17 protein-coding genes and 1 tRNA gene are annotated in these 22,114 nt (G+C 45.7%); 13 read left to right on the top strand and 5 right to left on the bottom strand.

Annotated elements, in window-relative coordinates; all coding sequences use genetic code 11:
• Positions 1-5 precede the first annotated feature (5 nt).
• Together H8K52_RS16445 and H8K52_RS16450 are read left to right on the top strand one after the other, a co-directional pair.
• Positions 6-407: a BLUF domain-containing protein gene (locus H8K52_RS16445; protein WP_186923999.1), complete on the top strand. Its 402-nt coding sequence runs from the start codon at positions 6-8 to the stop codon at positions 405-407.
• Between the two features lie 131 nt (positions 408-538).
• Positions 539-2,572 carry an NADPH-dependent 2,4-dienoyl-CoA reductase gene (locus tag H8K52_RS16450; protein ID WP_186924000.1) on the top strand — a complete coding sequence of 678 codons (2,034 nt, stop codon included), beginning with the start codon at positions 539-541 and terminating at the stop codon, positions 2,570-2,572.
• A gap of 102 nt (positions 2,573-2,674) precedes the next feature.
• On the opposite strand, the gene H8K52_RS16455 is transcribed toward H8K52_RS16450, so the two are convergent.
• Positions 2,675-3,217 carry a c-type cytochrome gene (locus H8K52_RS16455; protein WP_186924001.1) on the bottom strand — a complete coding sequence of 181 codons (543 nt, stop codon included), beginning with the start codon at positions 3,215-3,217 and terminating at the stop codon, positions 2,675-2,677.
• A 346-nt stretch (positions 3,218-3,563) separates the two neighbouring features.
• Between H8K52_RS16455 and H8K52_RS16460 the strand changes: the two genes are divergently transcribed.
• The 6 genes from H8K52_RS16460 to H8K52_RS21095 all read left to right on the top strand — a co-directional run bounded on the left by H8K52_RS16460 (position 3,564) and on the right by H8K52_RS21095 (position 8,136).
• A tRNA-Arg gene (locus H8K52_RS16460) sits at positions 3,564-3,638 on the top strand.
• A 275-nt stretch (positions 3,639-3,913) separates the two neighbouring features.
• Complete coding sequence (locus tag H8K52_RS16465; protein WP_186924002.1) at positions 3,914-4,288, top strand: flagellar protein FlaG; 375 nt, start codon at positions 3,914-3,916, stop codon at positions 4,286-4,288.
• A 13-nt stretch (positions 4,289-4,301) separates the two neighbouring features.
• Positions 4,302-5,252, top strand: coding sequence for a hypothetical protein (locus H8K52_RS16470; protein WP_186924003.1), 951 nt, complete (start codon positions 4,302-4,304; stop codon positions 5,250-5,252).
• Between the two features lie 141 nt (positions 5,253-5,393).
• Complete coding sequence (locus H8K52_RS16475) at positions 5,394-6,854, top strand: pyridoxal phosphate-dependent decarboxylase family protein (RefSeq protein WP_186924004.1); 1,461 nt, start codon at positions 5,394-5,396, stop codon at positions 6,852-6,854.
• 49 nt (positions 6,855-6,903) lie between these two features.
• The gene (locus tag H8K52_RS21090) at positions 6,904-7,386 is read left to right on the top strand and encodes a hypothetical protein (protein ID WP_222613810.1); all 483 of its coding nucleotides are present in this window, start codon (positions 6,904-6,906) and stop codon (positions 7,384-7,386) included.
• Between the two features lie 9 nt (positions 7,387-7,395).
• The gene (locus H8K52_RS21095; RefSeq protein ID WP_222613811.1) at positions 7,396-8,136 is read left to right on the top strand and encodes an ATP-grasp domain-containing protein; all 741 of its coding nucleotides are present in this window, start codon (positions 7,396-7,398) and stop codon (positions 8,134-8,136) included.
• Position 8,137: 1 nt separating this feature from the next.
• Here H8K52_RS21095 and dinB read toward each other — a convergent pair whose 3' ends face one another.
• Together dinB and H8K52_RS16490 are read right to left on the bottom strand one after the other, a co-directional pair.
• Positions 8,138-9,199 carry a DNA polymerase IV gene (gene dinB / locus H8K52_RS16485; RefSeq protein ID WP_186924005.1) on the bottom strand — a complete coding sequence of 354 codons (1,062 nt, stop codon included), beginning with the start codon at positions 9,197-9,199 and terminating at the stop codon, positions 8,138-8,140.
• A 132-nt stretch (positions 9,200-9,331) separates the two neighbouring features.
• Entirely contained in the window at positions 9,332-10,102 is a 771-nt protein-coding gene (locus H8K52_RS16490) for a DUF481 domain-containing protein (RefSeq protein ID WP_186924006.1), read from the bottom strand.
• Between the two features lie 325 nt (positions 10,103-10,427).
• Between H8K52_RS16490 and H8K52_RS16495 the strand changes: the two genes are divergently transcribed.
• The 3 genes from H8K52_RS16495 (at position 10,428) to H8K52_RS16505 (ending at position 11,929) form a co-directional block, all read left to right on the top strand.
• Positions 10,428-10,787, top strand: a complete 360-nt coding sequence (locus H8K52_RS16495) for a hypothetical protein (protein ID WP_186924007.1) — start codon at positions 10,428-10,430, stop codon at positions 10,785-10,787.
• A 10-nt stretch (positions 10,788-10,797) separates the two neighbouring features.
• Entirely contained in the window at positions 10,798-11,262 is a 465-nt protein-coding gene (locus H8K52_RS16500) for a nuclear transport factor 2 family protein (RefSeq protein WP_186924008.1), read from the top strand.
• Between the two features lie 127 nt (positions 11,263-11,389).
• Positions 11,390-11,929 (top strand): CAP domain-containing protein, encoded by a 540-nt coding sequence (locus H8K52_RS16505; RefSeq protein ID WP_186924009.1) that lies wholly within the window; start codon positions 11,390-11,392, stop codon positions 11,927-11,929.
• A 377-nt stretch (positions 11,930-12,306) separates the two neighbouring features.
• Here the strand turns inward: H8K52_RS16505 and H8K52_RS16510 are convergent, their stop codons facing one another.
• Entirely contained in the window at positions 12,307-13,887 is a 1,581-nt protein-coding gene (locus tag H8K52_RS16510; RefSeq protein WP_186924010.1) for an amidohydrolase family protein, read from the bottom strand.
• 285 nt (positions 13,888-14,172) lie between these two features.
• On the opposite strand from H8K52_RS16510, the gene H8K52_RS16515 reads away from it, so the two are divergent.
• A complete protein-coding gene (locus H8K52_RS16515; protein WP_186924011.1) occupies positions 14,173-16,101 on the top strand; it encodes a M64 family metallopeptidase in 1,929 nt (642 codons plus the stop codon).
• Positions 16,102-16,845: 744 nt separating this feature from the next.
• Complete coding sequence (locus H8K52_RS16520) at positions 16,846-19,791, top strand: TonB-dependent receptor (RefSeq protein WP_186924012.1); 2,946 nt, start codon at positions 16,846-16,848, stop codon at positions 19,789-19,791.
• 844 nt (positions 19,792-20,635) lie between these two features.
• Here the strand turns inward: H8K52_RS16520 and H8K52_RS16530 are convergent.
• The gene (locus H8K52_RS16530; protein ID WP_186924013.1) at positions 20,636-22,045 is read right to left on the bottom strand and encodes an L-cystine transporter; all 1,410 of its coding nucleotides are present in this window, start codon (positions 22,043-22,045) and stop codon (positions 20,636-20,638) included.
• Positions 22,046-22,114 lie beyond the last annotated feature (69 nt).

A 22,114-nucleotide genomic window follows, 5' to 3' on the forward strand; every position in this document is an offset into this window, starting at 1 on the left:
TTGCCATGAGCCTGATCCAATTAGTTTACGCTAGTCGTTTAGTTGGCGATGAGTCGGTGTTGAAAGCGATCCATAGCCATGCTGTCAGAAATAATACCGCGCATACCATCACCGGACATTTGTTGTATGCCAATCGTCGTTTCTTGCAAGTCTTGGAAGGTGAGGCGAAGCAGGTACATCAAACCTTCGCCTATATTAAGGACGATCCACGCCACGAACACGTGACTTTGTTGTTAGAGCAAAGTATTGCGGATCGCGCCTTCATGCATTGGAATATGGAATTCCGCCAGATCAGTTCTGAAGAGCTTGATCAATTCCCTGCCTATAAAACCTACTTCCAAGACGATTTCAGTGCTTTCAAAGTACAACCCCTGATTGCTTTAGATATTCTGAAAGCCTTCGTCTAGTCATCTGCCTCGGCTTGAAGGAACGGTTGCTATCCTGTGCATTTTAGAGAATCTCACCTAGGCAAATCGTCGCCATTTACCCTCAGCTTGTGTATTCTTGTCCAATCTTGTTTTCTACTGTAGGCAACCTCATGGCTAATCCACATTTCCCACATTTGTTAGAACCGCTGGACTTGGGTTTCACCCAACTGCGTAATCGCGTCATGATGGGTTCTATGCATACTGGCTTGGAAGACCGTTTTTATAACTATGGCAAGTTGGCCGCCTATTTCAAAGAGCGTGCACGTGGTGGGGTAGGTTTGATCGTGACTGGTGGTATTTCACCGAATCGACGCGGTTGGCTACTGCCATTTGGCGGCACCATGAATAGTTTGGGTGATATCTTTAATCACCGTAAAGTGACCCGCGCGGTGCACGAAGAAGGTGGCAAGATCGTGATGCAGATTTTGCATTCTGGCCGCTATGGCTATCAGCCCTTTATTGTTTCCGCCTCTGACAAAAAAGCCCCGATTTCCAAATTTAAACCAAAAGCCCTAACCGAAGCCGGCATAGAAAGCACGATTCGTGATTACGTGCGTTGTGCCAAACTGGCGCAAAAGTCTGGCTATGATGGTGTTGAAATCATGGGTAGTGAAGGTTACTTGCTGAATCAATTTTTGTGTGTACGCACGAATCAGCGCACTGATCGCTGGGGCGGCAGTATCGAAAACCGTATGCGCTTGCCCGTCGAAATCGTACGTCGAGTGCGCGCGGCAGTCGGCGCAAATTTCATCATCATGTATCGCCACTCAATCTTGGATTTGGTGGAAGGCGGCAATAGTTGGGATGAAGTGGTCGCCGTCGCACAAGCTCTAGAAAAAGTTGGCGTGACTTTGTTTAACACCGGTATCGGTTGGCATGAAGCGCGTGTGCCGACCATCGTTACTTCGGTACCGCGTGCCGCTTTCGCCGCGGTTTCAGGTCGATTGAAAGAAGCTGTATCGATCCCGGTGATTGCCTCTAACCGTATCAATATGCCAGCGCAAGCGGAAGACATTATTGCCAGTGGTATCGCCGATATGGTGTCGATGGCGCGACCGTTCTTGGCGGATCCTGAATTTGTGCAAAAAGCGGCAGAAGGCAGAGTCGATGAAATTAATACCTGTATCGCCTGCAATCAAGCTTGTCTCGATCATACATTTTCGAATCAACGTGCCAGTTGTCTAGTGAATCCACGGGCGGCTCATGAGACTGAATTACAGTATCTGAAAAAGGCAGTGGCAAAGCGGGTGGCGGTAGTAGGTGCTGGTCCTGCGGGTCTGTCTGCGGCTACCGTGGCGGCTACTTGCGGCCATGACGTTAGCTTGTTCGATAGTTCGGATAGCGTTGGTGGACAATTTAAAATCGCCATGCAAATTCCCGGCAAAGAAGAATTTAAAGAAACACTGCGCTACTTTACCAAGCGTTTAGAGATCACCGGTGTGAAAGTCCATTTAGGTAAGCGCGTCACACGTGAAGAATTGATCGCGCAGGGATTTGATCACATCATTGTCGCTACCGGTATCACACCACGTACACCAAGAATCGAAGGCGTGAATCATCCGAAAGTGATGTCTTACCTCGATGTGCTCCTGCATAAAAAGCCAGTCGGCAAAAAGGTTGCCATCATCGGTGCGGGCGGCATCGGCTTTGATGTAGCGGAATATCTTTTGCACGATGCTAATACACCATTGCCAATTCCTTTATCAACTTGGCTGGGCGAATGGGGCATTGATCTGCAAGCAAAACAAAATGGTGGTTTGGTTAAACCTGATGAGGCTCATCCGATTCGTGATATTTATCTATTGCAGCGTAAAGCCAGCAAAGTCGGCGCAGGCTTGGGCAAGACGTCGGGCTGGGTGCACAGAGCCACTTTACAACGTAATAAAGTGAAAATGTTAGCGGGCGTTGATTATCAAAAAATTGACGATCAGGGTTTGCATATTAGTGTTGGCGGGCAGATGCAAATTTTGGACGTGGATCACGTAATTTTGTGTGCAGGTCAAGAATCCTTAACGGAGTTAATGCCTGAACAAGCGAATGAAGCGGGGCCGAAGTTTCACAAAATTGGTGGTGCTGCTTTAGCCTCTGAATTGGATGCGAAACGTGCGATAAAAGAAGGGGCAGAATTGGCAGCGTCTTTGTAGAGACCTCTGCAATACGGTAGACGTTCCAGACAATAAAAAAGCCAGTCAATCGACTGGCTTTTTTAATGAATGCAAATTTGAGATTGCTGATTCGGCGATCAATTATTTCGCAGAAGCTTCTGCAGATGCTGCAGCAACTTTCACTTCTGGTTCTTTAAATTTACCACCACTAGCATTTGCCATATGCACTACGGCACGAGCGACTTCGATATTATCCAGATCAGGATTGCCACCTTTTGCTGGCATCGCACGAATACCTTCGATTGCATGCTTCAAAACTGTATCGTAACCCTGAGCAATGCGCGGACCCCAACCAGCAGCGTCACCAAATTTAGGTGCACCTGCGGCGCCTGTGCCATGACAAGCTGCACAAGCAGCTTTGTAGACGGCTTCACCAGTTTGCAATACTTTTGGTGCATTCGCGTCTGTGAAAGTATAACCTTCGTTAGCAACTGGGCTGATGCGAGCTGCGATCGCTTCTGGTGTTTGGGCGTTTGAGCCTGCACCTACCGTGTGGTTGCTGGAAACGTATTTCACCAGCAAAACGATAATCAAAATTGGGACAATAAATCCGGCAACAACGGCAACGATAAGTTGCTTAGGCGTTTTGATCGCTGATTCGTGTTCGTCGTGGGCGTCGCTCATAGTTTCCTCAATACAAAAATAATGTGAAATTTGCTTGCCACACAATATTTCAGGCTAAGCGTAAAACATCAGATTATAGAGCTAAAGCTTGTGTTTTGGAATGAAAAATCGGCTTTTGCGTGCGTGGAGTCGGTTCAAATCCTGAAGAAATACACAAAATAGCAAAAAAACAGGAAAGTCTCTGTGCCTGATTTTCAGTCAATTGTGTGCAAATATTCTCAATGAATGCGTTCCTTTAGTGATGTGACGGTATGAAGACTGAAGACGTCAAGCAATTTAGCGCATATTGCTCATGCATATTTTGCTTCAAACAGCTACAATAGCGGTCTGCAATTTCTCCGCACACGCGACCGTCTTCCAACGGATAGGATACGAGTTTCCGAAGCTCGCAATACAGGTTCGATTCCTGTCGGTCGCACCAAATCCCCATCGACATCACCACCGTTTGTGCCCGCCTAAGACTTTGAAAAGTGTTGACACCTAGCCGTTCGCGAGTTTGATCTGTGCGTTAGCACAATCGGTGCGAACTTAATTTGCGAATTTGTGCGATTTGATTAAACTTTTCGCGAAACTCTCCGATAAACACTATACGGCGTAATCCGCTTAAGGTTTGATTTGTTGATGAATTTGTCAGTGATTAATCAGTGATTAATCAGTGATTATTCAATGATTGTTCGATAGCTATCGGGGAAAATTATGAGTATCAATCAAATTACTGCAGCTGTTTCCAGTGTTGCGAATATAGCGGCAATCGCTCCTGCAGCAGATGCCCGTGTGGCGATCAAAGCAACTACGGATTCAAAAAAGGTGAATCAAACGGATGCCAGTAATGAAAAAGGTGACGCGGTCAGTGATGCGGAATTAAAAAAATCCGTGGATGCCATAAATCGTTTTTTTAATGCCAACAACAGTGTGAATTTGAATCTTGATAGTGAGTCTGGCAAAGTCATAGTGCAAATTGTTGATAAAGAAACCAATACCTTGATCCGGCAGATTCCATCTAAAGAAGTGCTGGAAATGGCCAAAGATTTGGAAAAGAAAAACGGCATGCTGTTGCGCGATCAGGCTTAGGCGAACCAAATTTGTGATTATTGCAACCGAGCCGGATTTTTGGCGTGCACATAGCAAACACCCTTTACTGGACAGAATCGGTACCGCACCCAAAGAATTACTTCACTACGTCACAGCAGTCAATGCTGCGGCCTATCCCGAAGCTGTGTCACAACCAGTTTTACCTTATCAAATACCTTCAGATTTTTTAGATGATATACGGGGCGCGATTGCGCAGCTTCCTGAGATTGTGCAGACAAAACTGGAGTCATGTTTGCTTGGCGTTTTCTTGGCATCGGGCGTTGGCTCATCTGCCATTACGGATGTCGTGGTACAGCAAGATGGACGCCTGCTTGGCTCGGTAGTATTGCTGGATGCCGAGGTTTTTTTGACACGTTCGGCAAATGTCTGGATGACTTGGAAGGAATCAACGCCATTTGCTGCACATTCGGATGTTCAACTCAATGCGCAGATTGCCTATCCTGAAGATGATCATCGCCAGCAAGCCCTGCAATATTTGTTATTACACGAATTTGGTCATGTCTTAAGTGTCGATACGGAGTTTTTGCCCAACTGGTGGTTAGGTTCGCAGAAGTTTAAGGATACTGAAGAGTATTCTTTTCTCTCCATCTGTTGGCAAATTGCGATGAATGGCGACATCATTCCCTTAATTCGACATAACTTTGAACAGCGCAGCAAGATTACCTACTATACGAAGCCTCAATTAGACGCTGAGTGCATGTCCGCTGTTTATCAATCCTTAAGCCATACCTCGTTTCCAACTTTGTACGCATCAACCACGGTGTATGAGGATTTTGCTGACAGTTTTGCCAGCTTTGTTCATGTGGTTTTGATGAAAAAGCCATGGCAGATTCAAATTTTTCAGGCGAATCAGCCTGTTTTGCGCTTTTTTGATTTTTGGAGCAGCTCGCGAGCCCAGCGAAAAGCACAAATATTTGCGAAATTCTTGCAAGCATCACCATAAAACCTCTCCCTAGTTTCGGCAAGACAAGAAAATACACGCTATTCTTCGCTTTAGATTTGCCCTGCCCATTAATAATGTTAAGTCTATTTGCACTGCACATTAGCGCACTGCATAGAGGTAACTTTTCTGCAATCACATAATATGACAGAACCTAACCACAGTTTAGACCCCCAAGACTGGAGCAACCTGCGTGCCGAAGGCCATCGTATGCTCGACGATATGCTCGACTACATTGAGAAAATTCGCGAGAGACCAGTGTGGCAAACTATTCCTGATGAGATCCGCTCAGGCTTTCGACAAAACTTACCGCAACAGCCTAGTGACTTAGCGCAGATACACCAGCGATTTATGCAGGAAGTGTTACCGTATGCCGTCGGAAACTCGCATCCTGGTTTCATGGGGTGGGTGCAGGGTGGTGGCACGCCAGTTGGCATGTTGGCGGAGATGTTGGCTGCTGGCTTAAATGCCAATTTAGGTGGCAGGGATCAAATGCCGATTGAGGTGGAAAAACAAGTGACGCAATGGATGCGTGAATTGTTTCAATTTCCTGAGAGTGCGAGCGGCCTGTTTGTGACTGGGACCTCCATCGCCAATTTTATTGCTGTTCTGGTGGCGCGCACCAAGGCATTAGGACTCGCAAGCCGTCGTCAAGGTTTGGCTGCTAGTCCACACAAGTTGGTCGCCTATACTTCTGCCGGTGCGCATGCTTGTGTGTCACAAGCCATTGATATGGCGGGAATTGGAATCGATGCCTTGCGTTTGATTTCTGTGGACGCCAAGTTTGCGATGAATCTCGACGAACTAGAGCAACGCATCGCCGCCGATCGTGCCGCTGGTTATACCCCTTTTTTGATCGCAGGTACTGCTGGTACTGTTGATGTTGGTGCGATTGACGATTTGGATGCACTGGCAGATATCGCGCAACGGCATCAGCTGTGGTTTCATATTGATGGTGCTTATGGCGCTTTGGCGATGTTATCGACAAGCATTGCCCCACGACTCAAAGGAATAGAACGCGCAGATTCCATTGCATTTGATTTCCACAAATGGGCACAGGTGCAATATGACGCTGGTTATATTTTGGTGAGAGATGGTCAGGCGCACTTTGATACTTTTGCGACGCCGACTAGTTATTTAAAAAGGGAAACGCGTGGTATCGCTGCTGGTGAGCGTTGGCCGTGTGATTTCGGGCCAGATTTATCGCGTGGTTTTCGTGCGCTGAAAGCTTGGTTCACGATACAGGTTTATGGTGCTGAGCAATTAGGGCAAATGATTGCCCACACTTGCGAACTTGCACAATATCTGAAAGCTCGTGTTGAGCAAGAGCCCCAGTTAGAATTACTTGCGCCGGTCAATTTGAATATAGTTTGTTTCCGTTATCGCCCCTTAGCTGATGCGCACATTGAATTGTCGCTCGATGATCTCAACCGCGACATCGTGTTCGCCCTACATGAATCCGGTATTGCTGCGCCTTCAACCACCAGTGTGAATGGTGTGTTGGCGATTCGTGCGGCGCTGGTGAATCACCGTACTACAAGGCTAGACATAGATCGCATGATCGATGCGACTTTGCGTTTTGGCGATCAACTTTTAGCTTTTTAATTCCACTTTAATAAATCAGTAAATCGCTGCCACCAGCTAAGGATAATCAATGACTGCACCAAACACCGTCATACCAGATTTGATTGGTCTGGCGCCACTCATGCGCAAAGCGTTTGCCGAAGAAGACCTAAAGCCGCTCGCCGCTGAGTTGATTGCGAGGGCTGGTAATAATCCAGACGACGCTCATGCCTGTATGGATTTAGCCACAATTTTACTGCTGTCTGGACATGCCGATACTGCTTTAGCGACGCAAATGTTGGCGCTACAAACGCAGGCTTTGTATCAGATCGCTCCAAAGTCTGAGGCGACCATCAAACTTCTGGTATTGATGACGAATGGCAACTTGATGGCAAATACGCCCGTCGAATTTTTGCTGGAGAATTCAGATATCGCACTTGAGTTGTTATATGTCGGTGAGGGAATTCCGGCGATCACTGAGTTGCCTGAGCATGATGTGTTATTCGTGGCTATTGGTGAGGCTGACGATAAACGTGATTTGTTGTTGAATCTTGAAGAAATCCTGAAAATCTGACCACGTCCAGTGTTAAATTATCCTGCCAGAATCGCGGAGCTTGGACGTGATCGCGCTTGCGCCTTATTGCAATCAGTGAGCGCTATCGAGATGCCCACTGCGGTGAGAATTACCCGCGTTCAAATGCAAGACTTGGCTGATGAAAAATGTGCTTTGTCTGATTTGATTCCTGCCACCGATTTCCCGATTATTGCCCGCCCCTTGGGCTCGCATGCTGGCAATGGATTGCGAAAAATTGCTTCTGCTGATGCGATAGCAGACTATTTACAAGCGGTACCAAGCGCTGAGTTTTATATCGCACGTTTCGTTGACTATCGTAGCGGTGATGGGTTCTTCCGTAAGTACCGAATTATGCTGATTGATGGTCAAGCCTTTATTTCACACATGGGTATTTCTAAGCATTGGATGATACATTATCTGAATGCAGGGATGACGGAGAGCGCCGAGAAGAGAGCTGAAGAAGCGCACTTTATGGCGACTTTTGAGACAGATTTTGCGCAACGTCATGCCAATGCTTTTGCAGAAATTCATCAACGAACTGGACTGGATTATGTCGGCATCGATTGTGGCGAAACGCAGGATGGTAAGCTGCTGGTTTTTGAAGTTGATAGTGACATGATTGTGCATGCTATGGATCCGGTCGACATGTTTCCCTATAAGCAGGAACCTATGCAAAAATTATTTGCTGCCTTTCGTGCTTTGTTGTTGAAAACCGTCTCCTTGGATAAAGTGGCCAGCACATTGGAATAATTCATTCAAATAGTTTTAATTGTTCATCGACGACTTTATCGCTAATGCCTATTCCTAAACCGATCAAACGGACGGGGCGTTGGCGTCTTTGATAGCCGATTTGTAAGAGGTCAGCGAACACTTGCTGATCGAGTTGACTGGCACGGCATTCGACTGTGGTTTGCTTGAAATCGTTAAAGCGAATTTTGATGTTGAGTTTATGGATTTGTTGTGCGGTACCAGTTCGTGCAACTTGCTTTTCGAGGCTAGCGTAGAGGATAGGAAGCTCAGCAATACAATGCTGAAAATCGATCAGATCGTTTGTGTAAGTTTCTTCTATACTTACCGACTTACGCTCAGAACTGGCGACCACGGCACGTTCATCGATTCCTCGGCATAAGGAAAATAGACTAGCGCCAAGTTTGCCAAATTGGTGTAACAAATCGGGTAGTGACCAGTTCAATAAGTCCTGGCAGGTTTGAATCCCTAATTGCTGCAATTTCGCCGCTGTGACTTTACCGACACCAAATAAGCGCGCGACTTCGAGTTGAGCCACAAATTCTTCGACTTGCTCCGGTAAAATCACATACAGGCCATCGGGCTTATTCCAGTCACTCGCGATTTTGGCAAGAAACTTATTGGGTGCCACGCCCGCAGAGACCGTGATGCCGACATTATCTGCAATGCGATGACGTAGTTCTTGCGCAATGCGGGTGGCACTGCCCTGTAAGTGCTTGGTGTTACTGACATCGAGATAGGCTTCATCTAAGGATAGCGGCTCGACCAAATCCGTGTAGTCACGATAGATCGCCAATATTTGGCGAGATGCGATGCGATATTTTTCCATGTTGGGTCGCATCACGACTAGGTCGGGGCAGCGTTTTAGCGCTTGGGAAGTTGGCATCGCTGAACGTACGCCGAATTTGCGGGCGGCATAGTTGCAGGTAGCGATGACCCCACGTTGATCGGCTTGTCCGCCAATGGCGAGCGGCACATCACGTAAGTTGGGGTCATCGCGCATCTCGACCGATGCATAAAAACAGTCGCAATCACAGTGAATGATTTTGCGTTGAACCGGCTTCATTTTCTCGCTAAAACACTGGTTATTTATTCAGTGCTTATTGTAACTGAATTCATAGCTGAATTTGTAGCTGAAATCGTAGCCGATTACGTAGTTACCTCTGTTGCCGATTTATGCTCGGATAGCACAAGTTGATTAATACTTATAGCCAAACCCAAACGTAATCAGGCTGCTAGTTTTGTTGAAGTTATTGCTGGGTTTGCTGGTATAGCTGATTGCTGCACTGGCATTCATGGTCCAACCATTGGCGACCACGGTGGCGAGGCTGATATCAAAGGTGCTACGTGTGCCAATATTGGAACTGCCCGGGTAAATTGCCCAACGCTGCTTGATGCTCGATGTGCTGCTTAGCTTGTGGGTTGATTCTTCCCCTATCAAAAATTCCACACCCTTTTTATTGCTCGGCGAAGGTGGAATGGTGGTGCCAAAGCGCGTATCGGAATAGCCTAAACCGGTGAACAAATCGAAGGAGGTTTCGTCCGTTTTGATTAATTTAAAACCCGCACCTGCATTAATGGAGTAGCGTGAGTCAATGTTTTGTATCTTGTTGGTTTCGATTTCACTACCACTAAAGAAGAAACTGTTTTCCGATAAGTTGTAATCATAGCGTCCGCCGAGACGAGCCAATTGTGCTGTATTGGTTTTCACTTTATTGACGGTATTGCTGCCGTAGTTCATAACGGCGTACAGGCCTAACTTATCTTCTTTGCTAGCCTTGGTGCCGTTCGCACTCAGGTTGAAGGTCTGAGCGATGGTATTACTGGAAGCATAGCTGCCGCCAATCGCAATGCCACCGTGCCATTGATTGTCTTGGACTGTTTGCGCTTGTGCTAACCCTAAACTACCAGCAAGAAGTAGGCTTGATACGAGAGTGTGAATTGAATTACGTTTAAGGCTTTGTAACATGAGTGATTCCCATCATAAGAACTGAGTTAAAGGTGAAATTATAAATCCTCGCGGGATTTTTCTAATCGGCACAGGTTCCGCTAACGTCTCGACATCCTTCGGCGTTGACTACCAATTTGATCTTTATGATGACGGCCGTTGGGGATTCATTAGCACACGTTGTGTTCAAAATGAGATGTAAAAATAAAAATCTCTTCGGCAGGCGAGCATGTTGTACAGTTTATGTTTTACACTAAGTGTGGTGATGAGATTACCTTACTACCCAAGTGTGATTGTGATAGCATGAATTTCCAAAGTTTGAATGAATCAGTAAATCGGTGGTGCCATGTCCAAGTATTTAAAATATTTATTTTGCCTTAGCCTATGTAGCCTGACCGCATGTGAGCGGCTGGGCTTGGCCGATCCTGCGAAAGAAGCCGCTTTAAAAGAAGCAGATGCGCGCGCTACAGGTAGTGCATGTCGACATGCTGGACGAGGCATCGAAGATTGTTATGCATTAAATCCAGCTGCTGCTCGCGCCGCAGTGTATGCGGGTTGGAAAGAAATGAATGACTATATGCGTGAAAATAATATCGCGGATGTGAAACCAAGCATTGAAGTTCCTGTTAGCGCCGAGACAGAAGAGTCTGCCTCTGATTCTGCATCGGCATCTGCCAGCGCAAGTGCAAGCGCAAGCGCCCATTAAAGGAAATAATATGCACCCAAATGCCAAGTTAATAGAACAGTTTTATCAAGCATTTCAACGTCTTGATGGTGATGCGATGTGTGCATGCTATGCGGAAGATGTGGTTTTTTCTGATCCAGTTTTTCCAGAATTACGTGGAGTTGAGGCGAAAAATATGTGGCGGATGTTGACTTCACGTGCACAGGATTTTTCTTTGGTTTTTGATTCCATCGAAGCGAATGATAGTGAAGGCAGCGCACATTGGGTTGCCAGTTATAGCTTTAGCCAAACAGGGCGTTTTGTGGTGAATGATATTCACGCCAAGTTTAGATTTAAAGATGGAAAAATAATCCAGCATAGGGATCATTTTGACTTGTGGAAATGGAGCCGTCAGGCGATGGGTTGGAAGGGTTATTTGCTTGGGAGCTTACCATTTGTGCAGAACAAAATTCGCCAGCTAGCAGCAAAGAATCTACGTAAATTTTCTGCCAAATAGCGTGTAAATTGTCATGCGCCGGTGCAGGTTCTTTTACCACTTGATTTGCAGTATTTTTCTACTGATTATGAATACGGCTTGCGTCTCTGAGTCTGAACGTGCAAGCAGATCTTCGCTAGTAAAAAGTGTGGCATCCGAGCCTGCCACCATTTTTTCTGAACACGAGGTTCATTCTCCCTACGTGCATGTCGATATGAGTGATGCCAATTGTAATTTACTTGGAGCTCAATTTTTTCAAGACGAAGCACTTACATTGGTCAATCAACTGCGTGCTCAAGATCAAGTTTGTGGTGGACAAACTATGTTGGCAAGCAAGCCGCTGACATGGAATGCAAAGTTGCAAATCGCTGCATATGAACATTCAGCACAGATGGCAGCGACAAACTTAGTCTCTCACGTTAGCTTAGATGGTCGAAGATTGCACGATCGCGTAGCCATAACGGGCTATCAACACATACTCTTGGGGGAAAATATCGCAGCGGGTAAAATCGATGTGCGGACCGCGATACAGCGGTGGTTCAATAGTCCGCCGCACTGCCAGCAAATGCTGACGTCTGAGTTTACAGAAATCGCTATCGCTTGCGTAGCGAAGGACAACTCGTTTTATAAGCGCTATTGGACGATGAACTTAGGCCGTCCATTGTCCTTGCCTAAACCCATCCAATAGGTCTATTGCAGTTCTATCGTTAAGGGAACCCAAAATAGACCGACTTGTCCTTCGCTGCAATCAAAATTACTCTCGCCACTCATTTTCTCGACTAAGAATTTGGCAATATTGAGCCTTAATTCGATGCTGTCTTTTGCGGTTGTTGGCGCCGCTAGCTTAGGTAGACTTAGAAGAAATCCGGTCGAGAAACACCTTAAAAATGCCCGTGCTGTGATCTTGTATTGCGATGACAATCGATTGAGAATCGCCAGACATATTACTTGCTCTGGGTATAAGCAAATTGACGATAGCACAGGTGTGTTTTTAAAAAATATCGACGTCCCGTGCGTATCGTCAGCCTTTGCTCAATCAATTGAACTATCGGCTTAGGCAGAATTCTATTTGGAGATGGCTACTTTTTTAGCATTTTCTACGATTTTTCGTACATCAGCCAACAACTGCTTAGCATCATAAATAATGCCATCCTTGACAGTATATTTGACGCCGCCTACTTGGCTTAGCTTGCCAGTTTTATCTAGGCGCATATGTCCGGTACCGTATAACAGTTTGAAGTTAGCTAAAGGGTTTTCGTCCAAAATCGCTAAGTCAGCCAGTTTGCCTGGTTCTATACTTCCCAGACTTTGTTGCAGCCCTAATGCTTCGGCACCAGACAAGGTCGCCGACCTCATCACTTCCAAAGGATGAAAGCCCGCTTCGCGTAACAATTCTAGTTCTTCGATCGTGCCAAAACCATATACCTTGTAGATATAGCCAGAATCAGACCCAACCGTGACACGCCCACCGCGGTTTTTATAGTCATTCACAAATCGCATCCAAAGGCGATAGTTTTCTTTCCAGACGACCTCTTCTTCCGTGCCCCAGTCAAAGAAAAAGGAACCATGCGAATCAGGATTCGGTGTGAAAAATTGAGTTAAGCTAGGCAAGGTATAGGCGTCATGCCAGTCTGCGCGACGTGCCCGCATGACATCACGGGAAGCCTGATAGATGGTGAAGGTTGGGTCGATCGTGAAGTCTAGCTTTAAGAGCTCATCCATGACCGAGTTCCATTTGTCACTGCCAGGTTTCGCTGCTTGTGCCCACAGGCGGCCAGCTTGTGCAAAACGTTGTTGTTCGTTTTGGTAATTGTAATCGGCGGGATAATTTTGTACGGTTTGTCCATCAAATAAGGCTTCTGGTAATCCATACCAATGTTCCATCGTGGTCAAACCCCAACGCGCGGTGTTGACAACATTGACACGTGCCACATCAATTTGTGCGTGGTGACAGGCGGAGCGTAGTCCTTGTTTTTTTGTTTCCTCCAAGGCCGCCTGTAAAATGTCTGGGCGATATCCAAAACACTTTAAGCCATCAGCGCCTTTGGCTTTGATCTCGCGTACCCAGGTGCGTGCTTGCTCCGGATCGGTGAAAGCTTTGCTTTGTCCTTGTCCAAAGACCGGGTAGGCAAGTATGCGCGGTGCAGTGATTTTGTTTTCCGCGCTACGTTTCTTTTCACTTAAACAAAATTCCAGACCATTGCCGCAAGAAGGATCCCGAATCGTGGTGATACCGTGTCCCATCCACAATTTATAAACATATTCGGCAGGTGTGCCTTGTTCACTCCCACCGATATGACCATGCATGTCAATGATGCCGGGCATCACGAAATGGCCTGCGAGTTGTAGTTCTGTGCCGCCTTCTTTAAGTTTTGGACGGTTACTACGCACGCTTGATGTGGGTGTCCCAACGATGCTGATTTGACTGATTTTATTACCTTCAATCACAATGTCAGCAGGGCCGAAAGCTGGGGCACCGGTGCCATTGATAACCATCACTTCACGCAGAATCAATTGGGAATAGGGACCTTGTCCTTCTTGACGTGTTGGGGCTGGGCTGACGGTGTATTTATGTTGCTCGGCAGCGAAGCCAGTCGTGCTCACTAAACATAAAATAGAAAGTAGGAACTTGTAATGCCGATTCATCTTGGTGTCTCCACAGTGGTCGTGTTGGGTCTAGTTTCTTTAGATGCTGAGTATCAAACTTAAGTTTGCTTCCATCAAGAAATATTCCTTGTTTTGGGGGAAATTACGACAGCAGCAGGAAACTGCCGGAATTGGGAATCTTAAAAAATGAGAGCCGAACTCATAACAGTCTCAAATTAGCGTAGTATTTAACCCAGATATCCATCGGAGTGCTTGCAATTTTCGCAAATCCCAATCGGAATCTCGGTTTAATAATTATTTTTCATTTTTATCATTGATCGAACTATGGCAGACATTATTCCTATCTTGAACACAGGCGACAGCGCAAAGCGGGTTGATATCGTGATTGTTGCTGAGGGTTACACTCAGGCAGAGCGTGACAAATTCATTTTGGATGCCAATACTTTTGTGACGACCATCTTAGGAGCTGGCAATGCCCGCTTGAATGCGCCATTTTCGACTTATGATGGATTTTTTAATGCCAACGCACTATTTTTTGCCTCTGCGCAATCTGGTACCGATCAGCCGAATAATAGTATCCAAGTGGACACGTACTTCAATGCTTCACAGCATGGTAGTGACGGTCGGCTATTGTATGGTGATGGTGGCAGGGTGGAACAAGAAGTCGCAAACGCTCTGGCAAGTAATGCGCGTGAATTGGTCATTGTGCTGGTGAATACGCCGTTATATGGGGGTGCCGGAGGCTCGATAGCATGGGCGTCTGCCGGAAATCGCTTGGCTTCGGAATTAGCATTGCATGAGATTGGACATAGCTTTGCTGAGTTGCAGGATGAATATGTCGACTCGGTCGTCGCGAAGGACTTTCCTTTAAGCGCCACAGCGTTTCGTAACAGCCCACATGTCACTGATTCGCTAGCGCGCATTCCGTGGCAAGATTGGATGGGCTACCGCGATGGCGAATTAGGTGCAGTGGGCACGTTTGAGGGCGGATATTATCGGGCGACTGGTGTTTGGCGCGCGACTCAGCGTTCGAAAATGTTGAATTTGGATGTACCGTTTAACGCCCCGGAAAAAGAAGCTTTTGCGCTCAAGTATTATCAGGCGATTGGCGACTATTTGTCTGTCAATACGAGTTTGCCAGGTCTGTATATGCCTGTCACACCAAATAACTCTCTGTTTTCATATACGTGGAAATATGCCGGGAACATTATTCGCATGAATGATCAGGCCAAGTTGTTTGATGCTTATGCAAACGATGCGTATAGCCCAGGTAGCGCGCTCAGCCTGACGACGATAGATACAACTGGGACCATACGAAAAAATCTGAGTTCGACACAACAGACAGAATCGATCTCTGTAAGTAACCCGGTAAAACAAATAACTACGCCAAGTTATGCAGTGGGGGCGAGTGATGTGAACCAAGTCTTGCATTTTACCGATGCTAATAATGTCATCGAGATTTTGGATGCCCAGACTTCCATCAAGGTTTATATCGATGGTGGTGCCGGAAATGATGTGTTGCGATTCTCTAATTCTTTAAAAACCATCCAAAAACTGCAATTAGAGCAACTGGAAAGTGGAACATTTCTGGTAGCTATGCAAGGCGCGGTCAATTGGGCTACACGTAATATTGAAAATCTGCAATTCCAGGATTTCACGGTGAATCTCAATATTCGCCAAAATGCAGCAAGTATTTCTAAGCAAGGGCTTACCGCACTCGAAGATTTATATGTCGCGTTTTTTAATCGTATTCCAGAGGCAGACGGCCTCAATTATTGGATAGACCAATACAAAGCGGGTAAATCCTTGCAGCAAATTGGTGATTTGTTTTATGAGTCTGCGATCAGTTTTAGTCATTTGACCGGCTACAGTGCGTCGATGTCGCCTGAGAGTTTTGTCAACATCGTTTATAAAAATGTACTGGGACGGAATGAAGGCGCTGATGCCGAAGGCTTGAGCTACTGGTCAGCACAGTTGACAAGTGGGAGTGATACGCCGGGAAGTTTAGTGCATTCGATTTTAAATAGCGCACATAGCTTTAAAGGCAATGCGACTTGGGGCTGGGTTGCTGATCTATTAGATAACAAAGCCGCAGTGGCCGACAAGTTTGCAGTTAGCTGGGGATTGAATTATCTCGACTCGGACACCTCGATTACACAGGGTATGGCTATTGCGAAATTAATCACGCCGACCGATACACAAGCGGCAATTGCTTTGATTGGTTTGGCTGAGGGGCAGGTTTTGTTTGTTTAATTAGAATTTGCGTTGTCATGATGTACCGCCCTCGGCTATTTCACAGTTTGTGCCTTGATCAATTACCTGCTTGCATCGATCAAGAGCCTACCGCAAGTTTCACCCCATCATTGCCTACTAAGTAGATGAAGAAAACTGTCAATTAATGTTAATTCAGTCACTTAAATAGCTATTTATTTGAATCAGAAGCACTTCATGATCGAAATTTGCAGGCGGTCTTCCTGATTCGGCCCAATCCTCATAGGCGTCTTAAATGTTGTTTTTTTGCATCAATTTGGTAAATAAAAGACATTTAATGCTATTTTTTATCAAAGTGAAATATCGAATATCAAGGAGGTAAAAGTAAACAGTAATCGCGATTTCTCAAAATATATGTTGGTTTTTTGATCTAAAACCAATAAACCTAAAATTTAGACGTATTTTTATTGTTGAAAATTTAACTTAATGCCGGTTTTTCACGGGTTTTTTTTTATAATTACTTTACTGATCATTTTTGAATCAAATTGACAGGCCGACGAGAAAAATGTTCTCATACCTGAGCGATTTTTTTTGCAATTTGTACGATTCGATTTTTTTACAAATACAGCTCAATTATCGTAAAAAATCTCGTTGTGAATTAAATATTTGTTTTATGTAGTAAAAAGATAATTGGCGTATGTTCAAAGAAGTATCGATTTCCCAAAAGGTCTCGCTATAACTTCAAAAAAACATGGAATCTCGTTAATAAATTTAAAAGGTAATTACATGTCAAAAAGAAATATGATTTTTAAGAAAAAATTAGTCGCACATGCGCTTGTATTTGCGTTCGGCACAAGTGCTCTGACGATCGGCGTAATGCCAGAAGCGATGGCTCAGTCAAGCAACGGTGCAGTTAATGGACAAGCACCTGCAGGTGCGGTTGTCACAATTGAGAACAAATCAATAGGCTTATTGCGTAGCGTAAAAGCTGGCAAAGATGGTACGTTTACGGTCAGCCAATTACCACCTGGCACTTACCTTTTGAAATCTGGCAATGAAGAGTTGACGGTCGCTGTCAATGCTGGTGAAGGTACCGCTGCGACTTTCGTGGGTTCTGCACAGCAAGTGGTAGTTACGGCACGCTTGACGCGGATTGACGTTAAATCCCCAGAGTCAAGCTTAGTTATGAATAAGGCCGCAATTGACCGTGTACCAGTATTGCGTGACGTCACAGCCGTCGCATTGTTGGCACCAGGTGCTGTTGCTGGTGACTCACGCATTGGACAGACTGGTTCACGCGCTGGTAACGTTCCTTCATTGGGCGGCGCATCACCAGCAGAAAACGTCTACTACATCAATGGTTTTAACGTCACAAATAATCTGAATGGTGTGGCGTTCAATCAAGTGCCATTTGACGCTATTGGTCAGCAACAGGTAAAAACTGGTGGTTACGGCGCTGAATTTGGCCGTTCCCTCGGTGGTGTGTTGAGTGTGACGACAAAGCGTGGTACAAACGAATGGCATGGTGGCGCAAACGTTGTGTACTCACCAGAATCTTTGGAAGCCTCTTCAGTTTACACTGAAAAATCAGCTATCACCGGCAAGTGGGAACTCCATAACCGTCCAGGTGGCACCGATGACTTGAAGTCTAACGTTTGGCTGGGTGGTCCAATTATTAAAGATAAGTTGTTCATTTTTGGTTTGATACAAGCTGCGAATGTGAAGCGTGAATCGTATTTCACGACCGAACAGGAGACCTTAAAAAATTCAACTCCTCAATATTTGATGAAGGTGGATTGGAATATCAACGAATCGAACTTGCTTGAGTTCACTGGCTTCAGTGATAAATCCGAAGACAAAATCGGTACTTATAAGGCAGCTACTCCGTATGGTGGTGCCAAAGGCGCTGTGGTCGGCAATGACACGCTTACTAACGGTGGTCAAAACTTAATCGGTAAATATACAGCTTGGGTGACAGATGATTTGACAGTGTCTGCTATGTATGGTGTTGGTAAGTATGACCGTAAATCTGAAATCCAAACAGCATCCTGTCCGCGCATTACAGATGCACGTACTTCTCCAAGCATTAAACTTGGTTGTTCGACGGTGACATCGATTTCTGACCCAAATGCAAATGACAAGCGTACTGCGTTCCGTATCGATGCTGAGTGGAATTTAGGTGCGCATAGTCTGCGTTTCGGTATGGATGATGAAAAATATGAAGTGGTTGATGGTACAAAGTACCCAGGTGGTGATTCATATACTATCCGTAACTTAAATCCTGGCTCTAAGTTATCAAATGGTTATGTAAATAATACGGCTGCCGTTCAACCATACATGGCTATTCGCCATTTTGAAAATGGCGGTATCTTTACTACTAAAAACAGTGCTTTTTACATCGAAGATAACTGGCAAGCAACTAAAAACGTGATCGCTAATATCGGTTTACGTAGTGAGTCCTTTAATAACTTGAACGCTAATGGCGTTGATTTTATTAACGTGAAGAACACGATTGCTCCACGCTTGGGCTTGGTATGGGACATGAAGGGCAATGCAGAGACCAAAGTCTTTGCAAATGCAGGTCGCTACTACATCCCTGTAATGTCGAATACCAATGTGCGTTTAGCGGGCGCTGAACTTGACTATACTGACTATTTCGCGTTTAACGGCACTTATGGCGCAGACAAGTTCCAGTTGCCAGGTCGCGGTGCTCAACTAGGTACACGTCTAGAAGTCTCTAATGGCAAGGCTGCTGACCCACGTACTGTGGTTGATCCAAACATTAAGCCTATGTATCAAGACGAGTTCATCCTTGGTCTACAGCAAGCTTTCGGTAACCGTTGGTCAGGGAGCGTCAAGGTTACGCACCGTAAATTACAAAGCGTAATGGACGATATGTGTAATGACGAAGGTGCAGGCGCATGGGCTGCTGCAAACGGTTACAACGCAACTGATGCAGCCAAAATCGCTGATACAGTCGGTCATTGCTTCTTGTATAACCCAGGTAAGGATTTGACAGCGAATGTTGCTTTTGCATCAGGTCTGAAGGCAATCACGATCCCTGCTGCTGCATTGATGTTCCCTCAGCCAGTACGTACTTTCAATGCGCTTGAGTTCGGTTTTGATCGTGCATGGGATGGTAAATGGAGCCTGCAAGGTAACTATGTATTAGCATTCAATAAAGGTAATACAGAAGGTTACGTGAAGTCTGATATTGGTCAGGATGATGCTGGTATTAGTCAAGATTGGGATTACCCAGGTTTGGCTGAAGGTTCAAATGGTTACTTGCCAAATGATCGTCGCCATACATTGAAAGTGTGGGGTTCTTACCAAGTTACGCCTGAATTCCGTTTAGGTGCAAATTTAGTGGTGCAAAGTGGTCGCCCACGTAACTGTCTCGGTTACTATGCTGGTAATACGGATGGTGTGTCGATTCTCTACGGCGCGGCTTCATTTTATTGCACGGCGATCAAGCCAGGCTTGCAACCACGTGGTTCTTATGGCCGTACCGACTGGACACGTGATCTGAGCTTGCAGGCGCACTATGCACCATCTTGGTACAAAGGTTTGACATTCGCGGTTGACGTTTTGAACGTTTTCAACGAACGTACCGTGAAGAGCCTCAATGAACAAGGTGAGTCTGCGTTAGGTACGATCTCTCCAACCTATCAGCAGCCACTGAGTATCCAAAAGGCACGTACTGTTCGTTTCACTGCACAGTATGAGTTCTAATTACCACATAGCCACTCCAGCAATTGCTGGATTGTTCTGAGTTAGTTCGAAAACCCCGCTTCAAAGCGGGGTTTTTTTTGGGCGTTCTCCAAGCATGGGCGCACATCTGAAGGTGCAAGTCCTTTCGCAAGCTGACCACAGTGAGCGAAGTGCAGCGCAACCGCATGAGGATGACTGTTTATGGGAAGGAAACTTCGAGCAATTATCAAGAGCCGAGAAACACGAATCGCATAGAAGGCGCGGTAGAGCAAGGCGAGCAGGCCAAAAAACTGCAAAGCTTTTGTGTTCAAAGGTCTGTTACGTAAATGCGGCGTTTGTGTGATGAAGGTAGGGTTCTTACCTAGTGAGGTCTCGCTTTATACCTGAAAGGTCGACATTTATCGTAGCGTTGCACGTGCGGATAAAACTTATGATGCATAGGGAATTATCTTAGCATCTCAGGAAAAAATGCCAAGGTCGTTTTTCGGCCGAAAACAAACTGGAAAGCCCAAAGAAAATTTAAAAACAGTATTGTCTTGATCGCAATGTCATCGAAAAGTTTTTTGCGTGGATCAAACAGTTCAGAGGAATTGCAACGCGATGCTATAAATTGGCTTCTCGTTTTAAATCATTTTTCTGCACTGGTAGATTGAAAATATCTGTCTACCGAGTGGTTAAAACAATAGAGAGCTCCGCACAACCTACTGCGAGACCGAATTTCGAGCCTGCCATGCACAGCAAAGGTGGCAGACTTCGACCGCTCGCTAGGTTGTGTGGAGACCTTTAATATGTCAGCACGTTCTAGCGATACACGACACTGGCATGCAATCTAAATTACTGCCTGAAAGGGAATCGAAAAGCGGTTTCAGATTTGAGACGGGGAATCATCTAATGCGATTTCCTCCTCGTCATTAAATTGCGCCATATTCGTCTCCCCCAATACTCGACTAGTTAAAGTCCCCGCAGCAATCGAACCACTCACATTCAAGGCAGTACGCCCCATATCTATCAATGGCTCTATCGAGATGAGAAGTCCAGCCAATGCCACTGGCAAATCTAAGGATGACAAAACAATGAGGGCGGCAAAAGTCGCGCCACCACCAACACCAGCTACACCAATCGAGCCGATGGCGATGATGCCGACCAAGGACACAATGAATGAAAACGACATCGGATCAATGCCGACTGTCGGTGCAATCATAAAGGCCAGCATCGCTGGATAAATACCTGCACAGCCGTTTTGTCCCATCGTTGAACCAAATGATGCGGCAAAATTGGCGATGCCTTCAGGCGTGCCTAAGCGTTCGTGTTGAATTTGCACACTCATGGGAATTGCACCAGCACTGGTACGTGATGTGAAGGCGAAGACTAATACTGGAAAAATCTTCTGCAAGTAGCGCTTTGGGTTGAGACCACAAGCAGCAACAATGGCAAGATGGACACCAAACATAATCAAAATTGCGCTGTAGGAGGCGAGTACAAAATTAATCAAATTGAAGACGTCGTCTTTGTTCGATTTCGCCACCACTTGCGTCATCAGCGCAAATACTCCGTACGGTGTCAACCTTAAAATGATGGTGACTAGACGCATCACGATGGTTTGAGCCACTTCGATGAAATGACTAAAAGATTTAAAAATGTCAGCTTTCTTCTCTGCGATACCTGTGGCGGCAATGCCGATCAAAATCGCAAAGACGACAACTGCAATGGTGGAAGTCTTACGAACCCCAGTCATATCTAAGAATGGATTTTCTGGAATGAAGCTGAGTAACATACTTGGTAAAGTAATGGCTTTGGCGCTAGCTAAAGTCCCTTCCAAATATTGTCCACGGGCGAACTCAGCGGAGGCGTAATTCAAGCCTATGGTGGTCAGTCCAAACGCCTTTGCCATGAACAAGCCAACTAAGGCTGCGATCATGGTGGTGATGATCAATGTTCCTATAGTCAATACACTGATTTTTCCGAGGGAACTGACATCTTTCAATTTAAGGATTGCGCTGATAATTGATACCAAAATAAGTGGAATCACAATCATCTGCAGAAGTTTGACATAGCCGCTCCCGATGACATCAAGATATGCATTGGTGCCAAGAATCGCCGGCGACCCAACACCGTACAAAAACTGGAATGCGGCACCGAGCACGATGCCAAGGCCAAGGCCGACAAATACGCGTTTGGTAAAAGAGATGTGCTGCTTCTGCAGCCAGTAAAGCAAAACGCATACACCGAACGCGGCGCTAAGGTTGAGTACGATAGGAATTATTGGAGTGCTCATTGTCTATTTTTTCTTTTGTAATCGGAGAGGGCATTCTAGCTGAAATTTTTGCAAAGATGCCATGAGAAA

The organism is Affinundibacterium seohonense (assembly GCF_014284305.1).
Classification (GTDB): Bacteria; Pseudomonadota; Gammaproteobacteria; order Burkholderiales; family Burkholderiaceae_D; genus Undibacterium; species Undibacterium seohonense.

What these genes read in the sequence shown, in the direction of transcription:
- H8K52_RS16495 (WP_186924007.1), top strand. Translation starts at nt 10,428, where the DNA reads ATGTCCAAGTATTTAAAATATTTATTTTGCCTTAGCCTATGTAGCCTG.
- H8K52_RS16520 (WP_186924012.1), top strand. Translation starts at nt 16,846, where the DNA reads ATGTCAAAAAGAAATATGATTTTTAAGAAAAAATTAGTCGCACATGCG.
- H8K52_RS16465 (WP_186924002.1), top strand. Translation starts at nt 3,914, where the DNA reads ATGAGTATCAATCAAATTACTGCAGCTGTTTCCAGTGTTGCGAATATA.
- H8K52_RS21090 (WP_222613810.1), top strand. Translation starts at nt 6,904, where the DNA reads ATGACTGCACCAAACACCGTCATACCAGATTTGATTGGTCTGGCGCCA.
- H8K52_RS16490 (WP_186924006.1), bottom strand. Translation starts at nt 10,102, where the DNA reads ATGTTACAAAGCCTTAAACGTAATTCAATTCACACTCTCGTATCAAGC.
- dinB (WP_186924005.1), bottom strand. Translation starts at nt 9,199, where the DNA reads ATGAAGCCGGTTCAACGCAAAATCATTCACTGTGATTGCGACTGTTTT.
- H8K52_RS16445 (WP_186923999.1), top strand. Translation starts at nt 6, where the DNA reads ATGAGCCTGATCCAATTAGTTTACGCTAGTCGTTTAGTTGGCGATGAG.
- H8K52_RS16455 (WP_186924001.1), bottom strand. Translation starts at nt 3,217, where the DNA reads ATGAGCGACGCCCACGACGAACACGAATCAGCGATCAAAACGCCTAAG.
- H8K52_RS16500 (WP_186924008.1), top strand. Translation starts at nt 10,798, where the DNA reads ATGCACCCAAATGCCAAGTTAATAGAACAGTTTTATCAAGCATTTCAA.
- H8K52_RS16510 (WP_186924010.1), bottom strand. Translation starts at nt 13,887, where the DNA reads ATGAATCGGCATTACAAGTTCCTACTTTCTATTTTATGTTTAGTGAGC.
- H8K52_RS16475 (WP_186924004.1), top strand. Translation starts at nt 5,394, where the DNA reads ATGACAGAACCTAACCACAGTTTAGACCCCCAAGACTGGAGCAACCTG.
- H8K52_RS16450 (WP_186924000.1), top strand. Translation starts at nt 539, where the DNA reads ATGGCTAATCCACATTTCCCACATTTGTTAGAACCGCTGGACTTGGGT.
- H8K52_RS16530 (WP_186924013.1), bottom strand. Translation starts at nt 22,045, where the DNA reads ATGAGCACTCCAATAATTCCTATCGTACTCAACCTTAGCGCCGCGTTC.
- H8K52_RS16515 (WP_186924011.1), top strand. Translation starts at nt 14,173, where the DNA reads ATGGCAGACATTATTCCTATCTTGAACACAGGCGACAGCGCAAAGCGG.